The 19,631-nt window shown below is 48.9% G+C and carries 14 protein-coding genes and 2 pseudogenes; 3 read left to right on the forward strand and 13 right to left on the reverse strand.

Annotation, left to right across the window (positions count from 1 at the left end):
* Nucleotides 1-22: 22 nt before the first annotated feature.
* Nucleotides 23-1,108, reverse strand: a complete 1,086-nt coding sequence (locus tag HMPREF9412_RS28835; protein WP_009595469.1) for a polysaccharide deacetylase family protein — start codon at nt 1,106-1,108, stop codon at nt 23-25.
* Nucleotides 1,109-1,241: 133 nt separating this feature from the next.
* On the opposite strand from HMPREF9412_RS28835, the gene HMPREF9412_RS28840 reads away from it, so the two are divergent.
* Nucleotides 1,242-2,138, forward strand: a complete 897-nt coding sequence (locus HMPREF9412_RS28840) for a LysR family transcriptional regulator (protein ID WP_009595441.1) — start codon at nt 1,242-1,244, stop codon at nt 2,136-2,138.
* A 211-nt stretch (nt 2,139-2,349) separates the two neighbouring features.
* On the opposite strand, the gene HMPREF9412_RS28845 is transcribed toward HMPREF9412_RS28840, so the two are convergent.
* Nucleotides 2,350-3,066, reverse strand: a complete 717-nt coding sequence (locus HMPREF9412_RS28845) for a glycerophosphodiester phosphodiesterase (protein ID WP_009595431.1) — start codon at nt 3,064-3,066, stop codon at nt 2,350-2,352.
* Nucleotides 3,067-3,447: 381 nt separating this feature from the next.
* On the opposite strand from HMPREF9412_RS28845, the gene HMPREF9412_RS28850 reads away from it, so the two are divergent.
* On the forward strand, nt 3,448-3,930 hold the full coding sequence (locus HMPREF9412_RS28850; protein WP_009595446.1) for a MarR family transcriptional regulator: 483 nt from the start codon (nt 3,448-3,450) through the stop codon (nt 3,928-3,930).
* A 59-nt stretch (nt 3,931-3,989) separates the two neighbouring features.
* Complete coding sequence (locus HMPREF9412_RS28855) at nt 3,990-5,021, forward strand: nitroreductase family protein (RefSeq protein ID WP_009595413.1); 1,032 nt, start codon at nt 3,990-3,992, stop codon at nt 5,019-5,021.
* 102 nt (nt 5,022-5,123) lie between these two features.
* Here HMPREF9412_RS28855 and HMPREF9412_RS28860 read toward each other — a convergent pair whose 3' ends face one another.
* From HMPREF9412_RS28860 to HMPREF9412_RS28910, 11 genes and pseudogenes are all read right to left on the reverse strand, one after another.
* Nucleotides 5,124-5,549 (reverse strand): DoxX family protein, encoded by a 426-nt coding sequence (locus HMPREF9412_RS28860; RefSeq protein ID WP_036673976.1) that lies wholly within the window; start codon nt 5,547-5,549, stop codon nt 5,124-5,126.
* Nucleotides 5,542-6,030, reverse strand: a complete 489-nt coding sequence (locus HMPREF9412_RS28865) for a hypothetical protein (protein WP_009595467.1) — start codon at nt 6,028-6,030, stop codon at nt 5,542-5,544. Before HMPREF9412_RS28865 ends, HMPREF9412_RS28860 begins: the two co-directional genes overlap by 8 nt.
* Nucleotides 6,031-6,106: 76 nt before the next feature.
* Complete coding sequence (locus HMPREF9412_RS28870) at nt 6,107-6,586, reverse strand: GyrI-like domain-containing protein (protein WP_009595421.1); 480 nt, start codon at nt 6,584-6,586, stop codon at nt 6,107-6,109.
* A gap of 337 nt (nt 6,587-6,923) precedes the next feature.
* Complete coding sequence (locus HMPREF9412_RS28875) at nt 6,924-12,821, reverse strand: S-layer homology domain-containing protein (protein WP_009595442.1); 5,898 nt, start codon at nt 12,819-12,821, stop codon at nt 6,924-6,926.
* A gap of 203 nt (nt 12,822-13,024) precedes the next feature.
* On the reverse strand, nt 13,025-14,293 hold the full coding sequence (locus HMPREF9412_RS32440) for a cytosine deaminase (protein WP_036673980.1): 1,269 nt from the start codon (nt 14,291-14,293) through the stop codon (nt 13,025-13,027).
* 12 nt (nt 14,294-14,305) lie between these two features.
* Nucleotides 14,306-15,538, reverse strand: a pseudogene (gene codB / locus HMPREF9412_RS32445) (cytosine permease); the annotation flags it as partial.
* A 285-nt stretch (nt 15,539-15,823) separates the two neighbouring features.
* Nucleotides 15,824-16,258: pseudogene (locus HMPREF9412_RS28890) on the reverse strand (hypothetical protein); the annotation flags it as partial.
* Between the two features lie 156 nt (nt 16,259-16,414).
* The gene (locus HMPREF9412_RS28895; protein WP_009595418.1) at nt 16,415-16,678 is read right to left on the reverse strand and encodes a CD3324 family protein; all 264 of its coding nucleotides are present in this window, start codon (nt 16,676-16,678) and stop codon (nt 16,415-16,417) included.
* A 164-nt stretch (nt 16,679-16,842) separates the two neighbouring features.
* Nucleotides 16,843-17,883, reverse strand: coding sequence for a Cfr family 23S rRNA (adenine(2503)-C(8))-methyltransferase (locus HMPREF9412_RS28900; RefSeq protein ID WP_009595405.1), 1,041 nt, complete (start codon nt 17,881-17,883; stop codon nt 16,843-16,845).
* A gap of 519 nt (nt 17,884-18,402) precedes the next feature.
* The gene (locus HMPREF9412_RS33520; protein ID WP_254664130.1) at nt 18,403-18,687 is read right to left on the reverse strand and encodes a hypothetical protein; all 285 of its coding nucleotides are present in this window, start codon (nt 18,685-18,687) and stop codon (nt 18,403-18,405) included.
* 119 nt (nt 18,688-18,806) lie between these two features.
* A complete protein-coding gene (locus HMPREF9412_RS28910) occupies nt 18,807-19,490 on the reverse strand; it encodes a hypothetical protein (RefSeq protein WP_036673984.1) in 684 nt (227 codons plus the stop codon).
* Between the last annotated feature and the right edge of the window lie 141 nt (nt 19,491-19,631).

A 19,631-nucleotide genomic window follows, 5' to 3' on the forward strand; every position in this document is an offset into this window, starting at 1 on the left:
TAATAAGGCGGACCATGAACCGCTACCCTTCCAGCAATACAATCTCGGCTTCGACGCCCATCTGTTCGCACAGCTTGTGAATCCGGCGCATGTCCTGTGTGCTGGTGATCCATTCGCAGTCTAGGGTTGATGCCTCGTGAGCCGCCCATTGCAGAATATAGACTATAGCATCCGCATGCGCTTCCTTCGTAGCGAAGTCCTCCAGTATCAGTGCGCCGCCGCGGATCGAAGCACGCACGTATGCCCAGTGCCGGCCGGCAAAGCTGCGGGCGACAAAACGAGTTTCACCGTCCGACGGAGACTGCATGGAGAGCGCTTGCAGCCATTTGCCGTAAGCGCCTGACCCCCTCGGAGCTTTCGGGTTCCCCCATTCAAGTGAATCGGCGGCCAGCTTCCGCAATTCATCCTCGTCGGCGACGCTCTTCCATTGCTCACTTTGGAAAGAGTTCGGGAGAGTCGGTTTGAAGCGGACTTGCCAGCTGCGTTCGCCTGCCCTGATGCCATTGGCACGAAGCAGATCGGATACGGTGATCATATCAAGTCCTTTGGCGTGAGCATGGTGTACAAGCGATTTTACGGCCTGCGGCGTTTCTTTGGCGATTTCATTGGCATGAAACATCAAAATCGTCCCATTATCCAGCTTAGGTATCACCCGCTCCACAAGCTGCGCGCTTGGCGGTCCCGACCAGTCGACCGTATCCTCCCCCTCGATGACCAGATAGTTCCACTCCCGAAGCCATTCCAAATTCTCATCCCGATAGGAGGCGTAAGGAAACCGCATGAAAGTCGGAACCGGCCTTCCCGTTGCTTCTTGATAAGCAAGCTCAGCCCATTTCAACTCTTCGAAGAATACGGCTTTGGTCACGTCTGCCATTCTGCGGTGATGGTAGGTATGCGTGGTAAGCTCATGGCCCCTGGCTATCATTTCTCTTGCTTTCGCCGGATACCGATCAAACCATTCACCCGTTAAAAAAAACGTTCCGCACGCGCCTCCCTGCTCCAAAGCATCCAGCCATGCGTCAACAGGAAGCCGCATCGGTCCGTCATCAAACGTAAAGGCACAGTGAGAAAGCGCCGGATTGCCGCGAGTAATGACCAAATTAGACATCGTAAATCCCCCTTCTGTAATATCTTTTCATTCAAAATACCGGTGACCCTATTGTAAAATCCCGGAAATGTTTTGTAAAATTGAATAATATGAAAGAATGATTCATGAATATTAAATAAAGGTGATGACAAGGATGGATCTTCGAGCTTTAAAGACCTTTGAGGCTTGCGTGCGTCTTGGACATTTTTTGAAAGCTTCCGAGGAACTCCAATATGCTCCTTCTACGGTAACCCTTCAGATTCAGCGTCTCGAAGCGGATCTTGGCGTTTCTTTGTTCGTGCGCGACGGAAAACGCGTGATTGTGACCGAAGCCGGCCGATGGCTCTATCATGAGGCTTCGGCTTTACTGAAATCGGTCGGAACCATGAGGCAGACCGTCTCGGAAATTGCAACGGGAGATAACGGCTCGGTGCGTTTTTCCTCTATCGAGCCAGTCGCAAGCCAGCAGCTAGCGGCCGTGATAGCCCGTTTCTGCAAGACTCGGCCGAAAGTGGAGTTAACCATGGAAGTAGGCGGCAGCAGATCCATTGCGGAGAGGGTTCGGGCCGGCGAGCTCGATTTTGGTGTCTGCTCGGCCCCACCTTCGAAGCTCATGCTGGAGTTTGAGCCGTTGTTCGAAGAAAGATTAGGCGTCATGTTAAATATGAATCACCCATTAGCCGATCGAGATAGCATCACGGCGAGCGACCTCGCAGGGCATACCATTCTAGTGAAAGAACCGACTTGTATCTATCGGGAGCTTTGGGAAACGGCGATTTATGAGGCTGGGGAGAACCTGTTCTCTTGTATGGAGGTTGGAAGCTTCTTTGTCATTCAACATATGGTCAAGGCCGAGCTCGGTATCGGGATTGTTCCGATATACAGCGGTCTGGAACAGGAAGGCTCCTTGGTTATACGACCTATAGCCGATTTGAATCCTGTCATTGCGATAGGCATCGCTTATAAAGATAAAAAAGTCCTAGGCAAGGCAGCTTTATTGTTAATGGAGGCCATTCGGAGCATCCGCGAACCCAAGCCTGCGCTTATATAATTCGAAACAGACCTGTGGGGAAAAAGACGATGAGTTAACTCCCATGAAAAATTTCAGCGGTAAAGTCCGTGCTGTTCATTCCCTCCTTGTTCAGGGCTGCCGCGTGCGCGGAAAGTTGGAAATCGTCCTCATTTACGGAAAACAAAAAAAGCCGCAACTATGCGACTTTTAAGCATATATGTTGTATCGGTCCACGGCCATACCCCAGGACTTACCCGTTCTGGCCGGATACCTTCGCCCAGAGTTCCAGCTCGTTCGTGCAGATAAGCAAGGAAGGATATTGGGCTGCCAATTTCATGTCGCTTTCTTGATTAACTGTCCAGGAGATGAGCTGAATGTCTTCTTCTGCACAGCGTTGGATGAAAGGCTCCGTAATATGTAGATGTTCAATCGACATGTAGCCGCAATGGATTTCTTTGGCAAATGGAAAAAATGCCGGCGAAGCCCCAATGTTGATCAAGCCAAGGCCAATTGTATCGTCAAGCTGTCTCACTCTTTCGAGGCAATAGTGGTCGAAAGATGTGATGAAGACCTGCTCCTGCATTCCTTTTTTCTTGACCATATCCAGCACAAGCTGTTCCATCCCCGGGTATAGATCGCCCATCTGCTTCAATTCAATATCAACGATGATCCGGTCCTTTAATAAATCGAGCGCTTCTTCGAAGGTTGGAATGCGCTCTGTCCCGTTAATCGTCAGCTGCTTCAGCTCGGCCAGCGTCAAGTCCTTCACTTGCCCCCCACCGTTGTCAGTCATACGATCGACAGAAGGATCATGGATGACCACCGGAACGCCATCCTTGCTTAATTGAACATCTAGCTCCAGGTGAGTGAAATTCAAATCGCAAGCTGCTTGAAAAGATATTAACGTATTTTCAGGGTATTTACTTGGATACCCCCGGTGTGCCATGCCTTTAATATGCTTTTTCATGCCATCCTCTCCTTTGCCCCTTTGCTTCGCGGAAGCAAATCAGCGTTTCAGCCCTTGGATCACACACCGCTCATCGCCATTTTCGCGGCCGCAAATGAAAGCCTCAAGACAGCAGCGGATGGATGTTGGCAATCGCGGCTAACGCGCCCTTAACGATCTTATCACCTGTATATTACAGTGAGCGGCGCCATTGCACAATGCATTTCTTCCAACTCTTGCATTCAGATCGTCAATAACGCACTTCGCTTATCCCCTGCACTCAAAATGCTCAGTAGCTGATTGTCAGACATCACATGCAAGATGCATGCGGCACTTGCTGAATCCGACAAACTGTGATATTTTAATTTCCAAGTAAACAATATGGAGTGTGAAACCGGATCTATGGATTACCCTGATCGTATCAAGTCCATCATTTATGAACAGCTGCTTCACTTCTCTCATTTGCATGAACAGCGAATGGAGCTGGAACTTAAAGAAATCAAAGAGATGGTCCAGCTTCATCAACTGAAAGGCGTACCTGGAAATTTATCGACCATCCATGTCCTGGATTGCATCGGCCAACATGAACCGATCAATCATTCTGCGATTGCCGAAAAATTAAAATTGTCGAAGGCAAGCATTACCAAGATCACCAAGAAGCTGCTTGCGCTTGACCTTATTCATCGGACCCAGCTTAACGACAATCGCAAAGAGGTCTATTTTCGTCTAACGCCCCTAGGAAAGCAGCTGTTCGAATTGCATCGGGCTTTGCACGAAGCAGAGGAGCGGCGCTTTATGCGATTTTTGGACGATTACTCCGAAAGCGAGCTGCAGACGATATTGAAGTTTTTTCAAGGGATGGCCCGGTATATAAGCGAGAGATAAGTAAATTTTTTTGGCATTATTGTTTACCAGTAAACAAAGTTAAATTAGGAGGAATCAAATTGAATATTCCCCAAACGATAAGAGAACGCAGAACCATCCGGAGATTCAACACAACGACGGTAGCGCCTGAACTGGTCGTATCCTTGTTGAACGATGCGGTCAACCTGTACGAAGACAAAGGTACGCCCCGCTGGCGCTGTCTTTTCGCAGGTACGCCGAAGTCGCGTGATAGATTGGTGGAGAGCATGATGACCAAGATGAAGGAAAACCGATTCGTTAAGCTCATGCCCCCTAAAATGATTGATTTTTTCATCAAACGAGTAACGGATATTCCCGCTCACCTGATTTTCATCGCGGAATCCGCCTCCGATCGGCGACAGAGCGACGAAAACTTCGCTGCAGTTTGCAGTGTGATGCAAAATTTTCAGCTGCTTGGCTGGGAACGTGGATTGGGGGCGCTATGGGACACAGATCCCATGTTTCAAAGCGAGTCATTTCTTGCGGAAATCGGTTTGCAGGAAGGTGAAAGGTTTGCCGGGATTTTGCACATTGGATATTTCGATAAAGCGCCGAGAGCTCGAAGAAGAGCGCCGGCCGAGCAGAAATGGACCGCCATCGGCGAAGGCCGACAAGCGGAAGGGCTTCGGTCGGAACGCGGCCGGATTTCAGCGCAAAGCATTCTGGAAGTGCTGAATGACGCTGTCTGGGCCCCGAATGACGGACTAAGAGAACCGTGGCGCTTTATCTATGTGACGGGCAGCGAAGCGGCCGCAAAGCTCTCGAATTCCGAAGGCTATACATCATCGGCTTTTCTCCTGATGGTCGCAGAGCATGAAGAGGATCCCCACAAGCAGGAGGAGGATTATGCGGCGATATGCTGTTTGATCCAGAACGTACAACTATTGGTTAAATCCAGGCCGTGGAACGTACGCCGATCGATACCGGAATGGATTTATGACCAGGATCAGTGCAAAGGGTTCGGCATTCAGCCGGAGGAGCGGGTTGTGGCGGTGCTGGAGCTTGGAGAAAACGATCGATCGTTGCAATCGGAACCGTCTCCTCCCCCGTTCCTTAACCTGACGCATCTATGATGATATAAGCGGGGTGGACCTACCCAGATCGCTGGATGTGAAGTCCACCCCGTCGTATTTGTGCAAGAACCCCGTTGAGATATCCCTGACTTCACCCTTTTCTTAAGATAAGCGGTTCTTCGGTGGCCGAAGCGCCCACGAAACGATATTAAGTGCCGCATAAGAAAGCGGTAGGATAAGATTAAACCCGTAATCCCCATAATCGTTAGCAAATGCATGAGATAATGCCGCGCCCGTCATTAAAAAGAAGATGCCGGCGTGAACCCATTCTTTAAGTCGAGGTAAACCTGGCACGAGGAGAGCGATGGCTCCAAGCACTTTCCATATTCCGAGAATGGTCAATACGTATAATGGATAGCCCAGATTCGTCACTAATTCGAGGTTTCCCCCAAATTGCATCAACTGTCCGATACCACTTAACATAATAGCTGCTGCGAGCAGTCCTGTGACTGACCAATAAGCAACCGTTTTCCCTAGCGGGCGGGTATTTATTTTCATGCTTGTTTCTACACCGATCACCTTATTCATTGGTTTCCACCTCTTCATCATAATCTCTCTTGATTACAAAAAACGAGCCTCGAATCGTTCCTGCCAGTTTCGACTTCTGCCTAGCGAACTTAAACTTCCCTTCTAACTCTTCGGGCACCTCCATCCCCTCCGAAAGCTTAAAACCAACGGCTCGCTTCTTAGGATCATCCACTGTATACATTACGTTTAACCCAAGACCATTCTCGTAAAAAACATAGGCAAATTGAATGTTTTCCACTTGAAAACGTGACGTTTCCAAGGGTTTGGCCGCAAACTCAAGATCACGCTCTTCTTTCAATATTCGGTTCACATAATTCAGGGTCTCCTGGCTCTCGCTAGCTGGTGCAACCGTAAATGCATGCTTATACTTGTTCATAAAGTAACGGGCTTCATTCGCTCGTAAACCAGCAAGCGCATCTGCTACGGGCGAAGACTCTAAACCAGTTGAAGATACATTTTTAAAATCAACGATATTGGACACGATCATCCCTCCTAATGATTTTGCGAGCTTTACTTCTACTATGGGCAAAGCTCGCATCGAAAGCATTCACGGCTCTTTATTTCCGAACAACAGGAATCCACATTTCGCCTAATATTTGGCCGTTTCGCTGTCCCATATCCACCATGGCATTTGGACCGCCGACATACGCGAAATTGTTGGCTTCCGGCAATACTTGACCAAAGGCGATGCCAGCAAGCAATTGACTCAACTCATCAGCCGACTGCCCCTCCCCTTTTACAACGAGGTATTCCCCTTTAGGAAATTGGATAACGCGGGTTGCTTCGGGCACCGATTCCTCTGTCATGACGCCGGCGTAGTACATCATTTTGTTGTTCACCGCTTCGTTTACGGAAAAAATGTAGTCATTTGCGGCGATGGCCTTTAATGTGTCCAACCTTCCGTCTTGCTTCACGGCTTTCCAAAAGTCGGCCTTCTCCTTGTTAATGCCCGCATAGTCGGTGTAATCACTCTGAAGCTCAGTTCCAATTCCTAAAACGATAAAGCTGTCTTTTTCCTCGAGGATGTAATTTGTCATTTTCAATCCCTTCCTTTTCTTTGAATTTTCATTTCGTTCGATGGGTTAATCATAACTTTTAATCATGTCAAAAAATGATACTGTTTAGAGGGCTTATGAAAAAAGTTAAAGCCGGATGAATTCCATCACTTGGTTTCTTATCCTCAACTCCGGTCAAGAGCTTGCAGCAATGAGACAAGATAGCCTCGATTCTCGCATCTCTTATGCATATGTGTTCTTGTAATCATGTGCTTACAAGAATACGCGCAACAAAAAAAGAACGGGAGGTTTCTCCCGTTCTTGCTTTGTGAGCACATCTAATTCATGTCCTTTTGCCTGATTCTCATCTTTTTTATGTTTATGAGGCTTCCCGGCTTTTGGCCAGATAATTGTACATCAGCTCGGCTGCCATTGCCCGATTGGTAACGGCCTTTGGAGACAGCTTGCCGCTGCCTGTGCCTTGAATCAATGCGGCTTCAAGCATGAAGTCCATCGCTTCTCGCGCATAACCGGATACGTCCTTCGCATCGGAATAACGATCCGTGCCGTCTCCTCCGCCCGGCAACTCGCTTCCGGCCGCTTCCATCATCGCATGGAGCATGACGACCATATCCTGACGCGTGATCGAGTCCTCCGGTCTAAACCGGTTATCTCCCGTTCCATGGACCAGTCCCAGCTGCTTCGCAGCGGACAAATACGGCGTATAATACCTGCTCCCCGCATCGGCAAAATTCATGGCATCATCCGTTTTCCCTGGTTTGAAGCCGAAGGCATTCATGGCCATGACCAGGAAATCGGCCCGGCTGATCTTCTCCTGCGGAAGATATCGCCCTCCGTCTGCACCTTTTACAACGTCTCTGGCAGAGAGGTAATTAACGGCGTCTGCATACCAGCTGCTGGGGTCCACGTCCCGGTAAGATACTTGCTTATATGCGATCGCATACATGCCAAGTTTGCTTGTATCGAAATTCAGGGTGCGAAGCTCTGCATTGTAATGACCGTTTAGGATAGTTGATACGGATCCCATTGTATCCAGTTCCCACGCGACTAGCTGATCCAATCGTTCGTCAGCCTTGGCCTCATAATGGAGCGATACCTTTACAGGTGTGCTGCTTCCCGGCCACTTTACCGTCTTGCCATCGATCTGCAGTAGCAGCTCGACGATCGGTCTGTTCCCAATTCCGGTAAGTCGGTCCCCGGAAAGCCCGCCTTGATTGCCCGGACGAATCACGAGGCCCGTGAACTGCCCTGCTTCCTTCAGATTGTTCAGCATATTGGAAGGCACCGTCACGGTTGCTTGCGGGGTAACGATTTCGATCCGTTCCCGCGCGTGGTTCCGGTTCAAGTACGCTGACGGTACCTGGATGACGATTTCGCCGTTGAACGCTCGTGCGCTTTCGTCCAGTTGAATCGTGACCGTCTTAATTCCCCGCCCATCTGCTGTTACGCTTTCGAAGGCTTCGCTGAGCTCCATTTCGCTGATGGCTGCCTGAGCCTTCTGACCGTTTATCGCGACTTCCGCCGTAATCGTTCCCGGTCTGGAAGCTCCAGTGGTCGGCGGTGTGCCGCCTGGCTTGCTAGGGCCCGTTTGATTGCTGCCGCCTCCGTTATTGCCGTTGTTTCCGTTGTTTCCGTTATTGCCGCCACCCCCATTGTTTCCGCCGCCGTTATTGCCGCCACCTGGAGGAGAGGATTTCTTTGAGGTCGTAAAACGATAGATTGGACTAAGCTGCCTTGCGCCGAATTCATCGGTAATATCCATATACCAATAATACGTCTCATCGGCTTCTCGTCCATTCCATACGGCAGAAGCAATTTCTCCGGACTTCACGTCTTTTTGCTCGCCGATCAGCGTATCTTTGTACACGTTGACCGCAAAATAATCGGTTGCCACCCGTTTTTGAATATCCGTGAACGCAAACGGCTCCGTAAAATCCTCAATGGCTTCGTCAAAGAAATTATAATCGTCCAAGTAAGGCGAATACGTATCCACGTCCAGCGTGCCGGAGGTTGGATCGAATTTCAACAGTCGAAGATAACCGTTTCCTCCGTTCGGCCCTCCCTGATAATCCGCCAGCATTTCGATGACCTGTCTTGTAGATCCGTCCGGATGCGTCACCGTTTTCACGACCCGGTTGGCAGCATGATAATGTCCGCTTAGCACCAGCTGCACGTTTTTGTTCGGCGCAATGACCTGGTCAAAAACGCGCTGCGCCATATTGGATAGGGTGCCGTTGCTTTCCAGATATGCGTGCATGCCCACGATGGCGATGCGGTCCGCATGCTTCTTCAGTACCTCGTTGGCCCAAGCGATCGTTTCCGGCGTATCCTCCAGTCCAAAACCGATATAGAGGAAAATAAAGTCGTGGCCTCCGAACGATACGAGGTCGTAATGGTTGCGGTTGTTATCCATTTCACCGCCATACCATGGGTTGTTCTTGTACCGGTCGGCCCCGACATACTTTCCGTAGAAGGAGTAATCCACGCCGTCAATGATGACGTCGTGATTGCCCGCCAGCACGCCATACGGTACGCCCGCTTCGTCCAGCTTCTTCAAGTTGCGGTCGGCTACGGCCCACTGCTTTTCGTCGTCGGCCACGTTCACGATGTCGCCGGTATGGATGACATAACTGAACAAGCCCTTCTTATATTCTTCCGTGATCCAATCGCCCAGCTTATCGAAAATGTCCGGGTACGATTCCGCGTAATACTGCGTGTCCGTAAACCATAAAATGTTGAACGGCGCATTCGCGCTCTTCACTTCATCTTGGACCATGGCCTGGATTTTGCTGTTTCGCACGTAACGGCTAGGATCCACTTCCGCTGTCAAGACGATGTCGGATTCGGCTTCGTCACCGGTGGCCGACTTCAGTGCCGTCCACTTGCCGGTCTCATAATCCCAAGCATACAGTGTCACGATACGGCCCGGAAGCGTGCGCCCTTGCCAGTGCATCTCTACGGTATCCTGTTCCGACCATGCTTCGTCCAGCTCGATTTCGAATCGATGATAAGGGAACCCGGAATCCGTATCCGTGATAAGATACTCTCCGTCCGGGTAAGCCATTTTCTCGGCCTCCTCCTTGCCGATCCCTTTCTCTCCATCCGGAGCCAGCACGAGCGGAGGCTCCCGGTCTGCAACGTTGAAATGGCCTTCGATCCCGTCTTCTCGGGCAAAGTCGAATTTATCCCCTTCCAAGAAGCGAACGTCCATCGAATCTCCGCTCGGATCGCTGAGTCGTGCTCTTAGGCTCGGATTCAAACCCACATTCTCCGCGAAATCGGCTGGGGAAACCTCGCCCGGAAGAAGAGGTTTCTCCTCTTCGATCATGAAGGTGCGAGAGATCTCCGCCGAATTGCCGGCCCCGTCGAGTACGGTCACATTCAAAGTATGCTCGCCCGGCGCAAGCAGCGTGGAAGATGTTTCATAAGGTAGCGTGATTGGCTCGCCATCAAGCTCCGCCGCAATGCCCGTTACGCCTGTTAAATTGTCTGAAGCGACCACATCCAGCATGAACGGCCCTTTGAGCTGCAGGGCGTCAGTCAATAATTGCCCTTCCCCATACGATATCCCTTCAATCTCGGGTGCGGTGTTGTCCACAGTCACGTCGATGGTCTTGAAGACTTGACCGTTCATCGACATGCTCAGAGGATATACCCCGTCCTTTACCGAAGCGGTGTCGAGTTCGGCATATCTTGCCGTGAACTTGTCCTCCGGAATCGGAAAGTGGAAGTCGCTGATCATCGGCTTGTTCGGGTTGCTGCCGTAATCCGCATCGCCGAATCCGTAGTACGTATCCTCCCGGTAATCCACGGTCGATTGCCCAAGGTTGCCTAGGTAGTTCAGTACCTTATCCGGTTTGACCACCGAACCGTCCGGCAGCACAAGATGTAGATTCATCACTTCAAAATCATCATGGTTGTTCTTGCCGAATACCTTGTCATGGTCTTTGACTTGATATGGCGCATTCTCATTTCCGGTATGCACGGAAACCGTTGTCCCGGTGACGAAGAGGTCAGGAGCCATATCGAATATCGACCAGGCGCCGTCGATGTATTTGGGCAGGATGCGGCTGAAAAATACCGTCTCCGCGCTTGCATCCAGCGCGCTTGCCGACGCTTGGTAAATCTGATCGATCCCCCGGGTCTGCATACCCAACTGTACCTTACCCGGAAGTGCCTTGCGAAGCGGCAACGGATTGGCGTCAAAGCGAACTTCGATGTCGTCTTCAGCCCGGGAGCCGTAAGCATAGAAGGAAAACTTTCCGCTAATCATGCTGCCGTTTGATAAGGACACCCCCGGCTCCGGCAGCTCGGTTCCCGTATTCTCTTCGTTAACCGTTAGCAAGCCGCCCCGGGAGTTATATGGAACCCGAGTACGGTTGCCGCTGCCGTCGGCAGCTTCAATGATATACCGATAGACACCGATCTCTTTTAGCGTAATCGAGCCTTGGTAGACGTAAAGGCCGTTTTCCTGGGATGCAAGCGTCAGCGCATGCTTGTCCGTAAACGCTGTCGGCTCCTCGGTAGCCGCTCCAATCAGCACTTCGATGGAAGCAAGAGGCTCATCGCTGATCACGGAAACCGGATAAGCCTGTCCCTGGCCCAAATTATAGGCGGTCTGCTCATGCTGCAGCGACGGGGCAATCATGTCGACTCCTGCAACAGACGGCACCTGGACGGGATCAATGCTGCCAGGATTGGCGTACATCCGATTATCCAGACGTTTCATGGTCGTTCCTGTATCCGGATAGGCATATCGAACGACCGCATTGCGGACGTCGTTGACCAGCCTGTCCGGGCTGTCCGGAGTGCTGGGATCGTACCAGGCCTGTACGATGTACGAATTGGCCTGTCCCGGCGCGGACAAGGCAATCCCGCGATGCAGCGAATTCGGAAGATTGAAATCCGAAGCTTTCGAATTATCGTAGAAAATAATATCGTTGTCGTTCAGCGTGCTGTTAAAATGAAGATTGAAGTCCGCCGTCGTGGTAAATCCCTTGCCGTTTGCCACGGCCTCCTTCGCGAACCAGATAACGGCTGCGCTGTACGGCTCGATTGAGGTATGATCCGGTACCTTCCAGCTCTTAGGCGCAGTTGTGCCCGGATATAGATACCAGAGGGTGTAATCCTTGAGGTCCAAAACCTGATCCGAGTTATTGTAGATTTCAACGTATTCGTACTGGTTGCCGCTTCCCCACCGGTAATCCCCGGCCGGGTTCGGAAGAATTTCGGTGATCAGAATACGCGGTACGTCCCCGCCTGCACCGGCTCCAGTTAAAGCCGTTTCATAATCGACAGATCTTGACTGCTGAAGCCCATCCGCTGCCTCGATATAATACTGCAGCTTATCCCCGGTCAACTGATCGGCCGGAATGACCGCATCGAATTGATCACCGCCGCGATCAATCATGTCGATCTGGCTGTAGGGACTATTGACTGCCGTTTTGTAGTACAGCTTAACTACCATCGCATCTCCGTCCGCATCATAGACGCTTGCGCTGACGGTCAGCGGCTGTGTCCTTTCGGCAGAGCCGACCGGAATGTGATTGATTTCCGGCGCGCGGTTGTCGAGAGGTGATAGCTGACCCGAGTCGACCATTCCGGCGGAAGGCGCAGCTTCCCTGGCGTAAGGAATCATCGCTGAACCGCCGGGAGGCAGCTGAAGATGCACGCTCTTGCCGTCGCCGACATCGTCGGCAGTATAGTAGAAGCCGCTGATCACGGCGGCATCGTCGCCTTTTCGGGTTATGTATAAGCCTCGGTCCGTATTGTTGAGACCATCCTGTCCCCTTAGCTTAAATACCGGTACATGGTCGGGAACCGAATGATACCGGCGGAAATCGGATTCCGTCAAAGCAGCGGCTGCTCCGGTAATGGATGAGCTTGTCCGTTCCACCCAGAGCACGGCCGGGCTGTTCGCCGGGATGACCACCCCATCCGGCTTGCCGTAAACGGTGTCCGTTACCGTTAACGTCTTCACGCCCGTATTGTAGTCGTAACGCATGTTGAATTCGTCATTAAACGAGATCGGGGTTCCCGAATGATTGTAAACCTCCACATATTCGAACAGGTCGGCCCCGCCCGCGCCTTCGATCATCTGCTGATTCGACCGGTCATCGGGATAAACTTCCGAGATCAACACCGGCATTGCTCCCGAAGGGGCCGCATAAACCGGGGTGCTTGCAAGCGCAAGCTCAAACAAGCTGCTGCCAATCAATATGCCGGACAATAAACCAGCGATCCATTTTCGCTTCATGTGCTCCTCCTCTATGCTTTATTCCTCTAAAATCCTAAAGCACAAGGGTCAAGCGAGTATCAAATGTAATCGCGTGTTTCGTAAACGAATCCTCAATATAAAGAAAGCCATCGCTAAGTACGCGATGACTTTAAATTGCCAAGTAACCTATTTATAATTTAAATGGAATATCAACGATTCATTCAGAACCTGTCTTCAATCCATCATTTATTAAAAGTGACCTTCTCCGAACCGCCCTCAAGAATGATTGACGTGTCCCGCGGTTTCGTTTCGGCGATTTTGCGGCCGCCTCTGAACGAGTAGAGCACCCCGGCCTGTTTGCGTATAGCCTCATATTCGTTCTCGGCTTCAAGAACGATGAAGTTCGCAGGCTTGCCTTCTTCAATACCGTACACGTCCTCGATATGCAGCGTTCTTGCACTGTTTTTCGTAATGAGATCGATCGAATTCACGATTTGATCGTAACCGAGCAACTGGGAAGCATGGATGCCCATGTGCAGCACCTGCAGCATGTTGCCCGTGCCTAGCGGATACCATGGATCAAAGATATCATCGTGACCGAAGCACACATTAAGACCGGCTTCCTGCAGCTCTTTCACGCGAGTCAGGCCTCTTCTTTTCGGATACGTGTCAAATCGTCCCTGCAGGTGAATGTTGACCAAAGGATTGGAGACGAAATTAAGGTCCGCCATCTTCAGCAATCTGAACAATTTGTAGGTATATGCATCATTGTACGAGCCCATCGCCGTCGTGTGGCTTGCCGTGGTGCGAGAGCCCAGCCCGCGTTCGTAGGCTTCTTTGGCGACGACTTCCACGAAACGGGATTGCTCGTCATCAATCTCGTCGCAATGGATGTCGATGAGACGGTCGTATTTTTCAGCGAGGTCAAACGCAACCTTCATCGATTCAACGCCATATTCCCTCGTGAATTCGAAGTGCGGAATGCCCCCAACCACGTCAACGCCCATTTTCAGCGACTCCTCCAGCAATTCCGCGCCGTTCGGGTAGGAGTGAATGCCTTCCTGCGGAAAAGCGACAAGCTGAATATCGATGTAGGGTGCCATTTCTTCTTTCACTTCAAGCATCGCTTTTACCGCAGTCAAGCTTGGATCTGTGACATCCACATGCGTCCGAACATGCTGGATGCCTTGTGCCATCTGCCACTTCAGTGCCGTTTTGGAGCGCGTTTTGACGTCTTCATGCGTAAGGAATGCCTTGCGTTCAGACCAACGCTGAATGCCTTCGAACAGCGTTCCGCTTAAATTCCATTCCGGCTCGCCTGCCGTTAACGTTGTATCCAGATGAATATGAGGTTCAATGAACGGCGGCAGCACAAGCGAGCCGCCCACGTCAATGACTTCCTCATTCGCCGTTGCTTCCAGCGACTGCGTGATTAGCTCAAACTTACCGTCTTTCACGACGATATTCCACAAACCTTCTTTACCCCGCAATTTTGCGTTCTGTATAATCATTGTTTTTCCCCTTTCTTTGGATTCTTTCGCAGAAGCGATCAGCATCAACACAATGTAGGCCACCGCCGTACCGATTAGTGCGTTCAATGGCGTTATGCCTGGAGCAAGCTGGGCGAACGCCACGCCGATAGCCCAAGCCAGCATCGCTATCCAGTTTACCTTCTTGAAAGTCATGTCGGCAAACGGCTTATAGTTTCTGCGCTTCACAAAAAAGTAGTCCGCGATGATGATAGCTCCGATGGACGGTACCGCCGCGCCCAGCACATTGAGGAAACCGACGAAATTGTTGTACATCCACATGGCCAATACGGTACCCACGATGCCGTTTATGATGACGAAGAATTTTTTCGATATTTTGGTGATATTGGCAAATCCCAGTCCGGAAGCGTAAAGAGCGTTATCATTGGTCGTCCAAATATTCAGCCCCAGTACGATGATCGCGGGAATGATCAGTCCTTGCAGGAACATGACCTCCGAGATATCTGCCAGGTTATAAGCCATGGCGCCAACCGCACCGAACAGGAACATGAGCGAATTCCCCAGGAAGAACGCAATGACCGTGGCGGTAACCGCCTGCCTCGATGTCCGGGAGAACCGTGCAAAATCGGGCGTCAAGGTTCCGCCGCTAATGAATGAGCCGATACAAATGGTCAGTGCCGCTGCCGCGGTGAGCGTCTGTTCAGGCGTGTAATCGAGCAAGCCTTGCAGACCGCCCAGCATATCCGCGCCCTTGAACATGGAGTAACTGCCGAGAATGGTAATGGCCGGAACCGCGATATAACCCAGAATGACCAGGGACTTCATGCCGAAGATGGCCGATGCCGTCATGGCGAGACCAAACAGGAAGATCAACAGATACACGTTCCAATCCATCGCTTTGGCAACCGGAATTGCGAACATGGCCACGCCGACGCCGAACCATCCGACCTGCGTGAAGCCAAGCAGGAATGATGGCAGGTACGACCCTTTCTCACCGAACGCGTATTTTGCCAGCAAATGCGTGGAAAGGCCCGTTTTTGCAGCGATATGTGCCAGCGCTCCTGTGTAGATACCGAGTGCCAAATTACCCGCAAGCACGATTCCAATAAACTCCATGAACGTCAAGCCGACGCCCAATGTCCCCCCTGCCAGCATGCTTGCCGAAAAGAAAGTGAACCCTAACATGACGGATAACGTCTTCCAAAAATGGTTTCTTTGCGTTTTCGGTACCGCTTGCCACGAAAACTCTTGATCTTGTTTGCTCATCAGAATACCTCCAGGTTAAAGTGTTCTGATACCAAAGAAGCAGAAAAAAGAGGCTACTCGTCAAGTCTTCACTGACAAGTAGCCTCTTTTATCACATCATAACCCGCGCGAAGACACAGGGCATCCCTGACGGAATATGCACTGAATCACGCGTGATTATAAAAATCCGCTGCCCTTGCCAGCCTCTCTGGACTGAATTAAAGGTACCAGTATTCAATTACATTCTATTATTTTGGAAAAGCCTGCAGTTGTCAATGTTATAATTATCCAATGGTTAAAATCCTCTTAAGTATCTTTGATGCGGAAGGATATCGTAAAACTCAAGGGCACGAAGATAAATTGGAGGGACAAAGCCAATAAGATCCCCGTTAATATACCCAAATTCAGCGACTGACTAATCGCAACGAGGGCTCCGCCGATTCCAATACTCAAGCCAGGACTAAAGGCATCTGTAAATTGAAGACTGGCGGATATTTCCCCCTCTTCCCCTGCTTTTGCGTGCTGCAGCGCAATGGCTCCGGTGGTTGGATGTGCCAGACCGATGCCAAACCCAGTGAAAAGCTGCGAAATAACTGCAAATCCAATTCCCCCTCGGGGTAGGCCCACAGCCAGCAATACGGATAAAACTCCAATGATCATAAATCCAATACCGATTGTTACCCGTTTCATTCGTCCCTTCCCGTGGTCTTTATCATCATGCTTTGACTGCAGGCAAGCGGCCGTAAATTCGATATCGTATATTTTCCGTAGCCCGCCCATTGCAAGCTGCATCACATGTAAGTGGCTGCTCTCAATGCCCGGTTTCTTCTTTGCGTTAAAGAATCCCTTCAAGTAACAGTGCTGGATTTTAGCACGCTTGAAGGGATTCGTAGGTAATTATTTCTGATAAATTATTTTTCTGATCGCATAGGTGGATAAAAAGAATGATTCTGACAGTTCCTCGACTGAAGCGCCAGATAAATACGCATCCACAATAGCATCATTTCTTTGGTTAATCTCTTTTCGTGCGCCCGACAGCTCTCCCCAGACTTTAAATTCATTTTTTCCGGCTGGTATATAGAGGTATTCGCCTTGGACATATTCCTGTAATTGTTCAACTAGTTCTTCCGGCAAGACGACAGAAGCATTAATATATCTCACGAACGACTCACTCCTTGAAATTATTGTTCAAGCAGCAAAGCCAGTTTCCATTGTGTTAGCTGCTCCATGCAAATACTCAAAACCGGCTCTGCATGGAGAATCACATGTGTTATAGATGTATTTTTTAAGAACATTGTATTCCTCCTGGTTAGTTGATCGACTTATTAAATGTTACCGTTTGATCCATATAGTTGGCCGCATGCTGCGTTGATGTCCGATCCGAATTGGGTCCTCACGGTGACATGGATTCCCTTTGACTTCAAGATTCTTAGGAACATATTGATGCTGTTCTGATCCGACTCTACAAAACTTTGTGATGTGGCATCAGTGGAATTGTATGGAATTAGATTGACGTGATATAAATGTTCCCATGGCCCTCTTCCACGCAACAAATCAGCAACGGCTTCAGCATGTTTAGTTGAATCGTTGATACCCCTTAGCAGAATATAAGCAATGTAAACCTTTCGTTTTGTTTGCTGAATATGCTCGTCCAACACGGTCATAACTTCTTCTAATGGAAAATGATTGTTAATGGGCATTAATTCGCTTCTCTGATCATGAAATGGTGAATGAAGCGAGAACGTTAAATTAATCTGTGGAAATTCCTTCGTCAACTTTTTTACTCCAGGTATTAAACCTATGGTAGAAACCGTAATTCTTCGATGTCCTAAACCGAAAAGTTTAGGATCCGTCAGCACATGCAAAGCATCAAATACATACGGATTTGCAAGTGCCTCACCCATCCCCATAAAAGACACACTGTCCAAGGGATGGTTATTCAAAGTAAAATAAAGCAGTTGATCCGTTATTTCATCCGTTGTGAGATTCCTCTTCAAACCGAGTGTTCCCGTAGCGCAAAATGTACAACCAAATCCGCAACCGCACTGCGAAGAGATACAATAGGATTCCCAGCCCGTTTGATAACTTAACCTTACGGATTCAATGTATTCATCGCCTGGGACAGCAAACAGAATTTTGCTTACTTGGTTGGATTTCTGCTCCATTTTTGGTGTGATGCTTAACACATTGTTTCCAAGCTCTTTGATTAATTCATTTCTTAAAGGCTTAGGCAAATTGTTCATTGCTTCGAAATTTCCGATCTTGTTCTTGAAGATTGACTCTGTTATTTGCGAATATCTATAATTCGGTTGATTTAGAGCCGATAAGATCTTACGTATTTTTTCATACTTAGATAAATGCTTCATTTCTATCTCCCTTTAAACGGAGAAAACGCAAAAAAGCACCAGCTTACCGGTGCTTTTTTGCGTACATTAACCTAACTATACCTATACAAAAATAAGAGACTAACTATAAATAAGTCACGAACTGCATATATGCATAGAAGGATAAAGTTCCGGTATCTGATTTGTTATTATGTGAACCTTGTCAAACATCGCTTTACATGACAGGTTCACGTTTACATCTACAATCTCAGAAGCAGTCATCACTTTATCCCTCCCATTGTTCATCATCGTTATTACATGAAAAAATTTAACACAAGATCTATATTTCGGTCAAGGCAGGCTCAAAAATAACGGCCTTTACTGTTTCATCTTTAGTGCTGTTGAAGCTTGCGCCTTTGATTGTTCTGGTGGGTAGAGGGTAAATCGTTATGAGTTTCTCATATATCTCCTTTACCTCTGATCGATTATCATTTTTTATATGGACTACCAAAGATTCGAACTCCGGAATGTCCTTCTTTCGATACAAGTCATATCCAAGCTCTATCGTTTCGGCAAGTTGATTGCGAAATGCTTGAGAAACTTCCGGTCTTTCGAGATACATCTTAATGGAGTACATAATATTAGACCCATACCGTTCTCAGCTTGGCTTAATTCGTCGGTTCCTGAATCAGCCTGGGGGTTCATATTCATGGACTCAACAGCTTCCTTTGTTGCTATCTCTTCTGGGGTGCGTGGATTGCTTTGTTCACTTGCGCTGCAACCGACACTACATGCAATGAACAACATCATAGTGATGCGGCCAGAATTTTTTACAAAACTCTTCAAGCCTGGTTCCTCCTCAAACTTTATATTGGTAGTTTACCAGGCTGAGGTTTATTTTTCTATAAAACCCATTATCTTCATTAGATTAAGGCGTAACATGCTGCCCATTCCATTCATTCGTCTTATTTTTGACCTATAAAGTCATCTTGGATCTTTTTCAATCGTTCAAGATGTGGTTTCAACTGCCGCAGCATTTCCGCTTTATAGGACTCTATTTGATCCTCGAAAAACATGTGACGCGCGGCATCCTTAAACGACATAATCGTTTGGTTTAACGCACGGAGCTCAGTCGCCAGCGAGCGCAAGGTTTCTCTGGTCTTGGCGTCAATTGTTTTAGGATTAGACTTCCAATACGAATAGCTTATTTGGTATAACGGTCGCCATGTCCTTGCCTGAAAAGCGAGAATAAACAGGTCCTCCTGGGTATCCGTTGTCATTGCCGTATTATTAACTGAAAGCTTGGGAACCGCGTTGTTGGGGAAGGTATCGCTAAATTCAATGATCGTTAATAGCTGCTCATCGATATCCTCCGCTTGGATCTTCGCCTTATCGATCCATTGCCGTATCTTGGCAGGATCTTCATTTTCCTTCGACTCGCAAATCGCCATCAGCGTATCAGCAAGCGGAATCGTTTCAGAAGCGTGCTTCACTAAATAGGCAAATGCCGAGTCGTTCTTCAGCTGATACAGGGAATGGAGGCTGTTGTATCTAACAGATGCCTGGTTTTCCAAATGCCTGTACACCGCAACGTTTATAAAGATGATAATAATAAGTATTGGTGCGTAGATCTTTATGTGCTTAGGCAAAGCTGTACTTCCTTTCTGATACATTCATCTAGTTGTTAGCAGGATTATTTAATATCTGCTATAGAAAGTTGCTAAATTAAACGTACATTAGTTCATATTACAGTCGAAAAATTAGTTTAGCATACCCATTCATCAACCATA

It is taken from the genome of Paenibacillus sp. HGF5 (assembly GCF_000204455.1).
GTDB lineage: Bacteria > Bacillota > Bacilli > Paenibacillales > Paenibacillaceae > Paenibacillus_AQ > Paenibacillus_AQ lautus_A.

Excerpts from the sequence above, each read along its gene's own strand:
- HMPREF9412_RS28835 (WP_009595469.1), bottom strand. The coding sequence starts at position 1,108 with ATGTCTAATTTGGTCATTACTCGCGGCAATCCGGCGCTTTCTCACTGT.
- HMPREF9412_RS28840 (WP_009595441.1), top strand. The coding sequence starts at position 1,242 with ATGGATCTTCGAGCTTTAAAGACCTTTGAGGCTTGCGTGCGTCTTGGA.
- HMPREF9412_RS28845 (WP_009595431.1), bottom strand. The coding sequence starts at position 3,066 with ATGAAAAAGCATATTAAAGGCATGGCACACCGGGGGTATCCAAGTAAA.
- HMPREF9412_RS28850 (WP_009595446.1), top strand. The coding sequence starts at position 3,448 with ATGGATTACCCTGATCGTATCAAGTCCATCATTTATGAACAGCTGCTT.
- HMPREF9412_RS28860 (WP_036673976.1), bottom strand. The coding sequence starts at position 5,549 with ATGAATAAGGTGATCGGTGTAGAAACAAGCATGAAAATAAATACCCGC.
- HMPREF9412_RS28870 (WP_009595421.1), bottom strand. The coding sequence starts at position 6,586 with ATGACAAATTACATCCTCGAGGAAAAAGACAGCTTTATCGTTTTAGGA.
- HMPREF9412_RS28875 (WP_009595442.1), bottom strand. The coding sequence starts at position 12,821 with ATGAAGCGAAAATGGATCGCTGGTTTATTGTCCGGCATATTGATTGGC.
- HMPREF9412_RS32440 (WP_036673980.1), bottom strand. The coding sequence starts at position 14,293 with ATGATTATACAGAACGCAAAATTGCGGGGTAAAGAAGGTTTGTGGAAT.
- HMPREF9412_RS28900 (WP_009595405.1), bottom strand. The coding sequence starts at position 17,883 with ATGAAGCATTTATCTAAGTATGAAAAAATACGTAAGATCTTATCGGCT.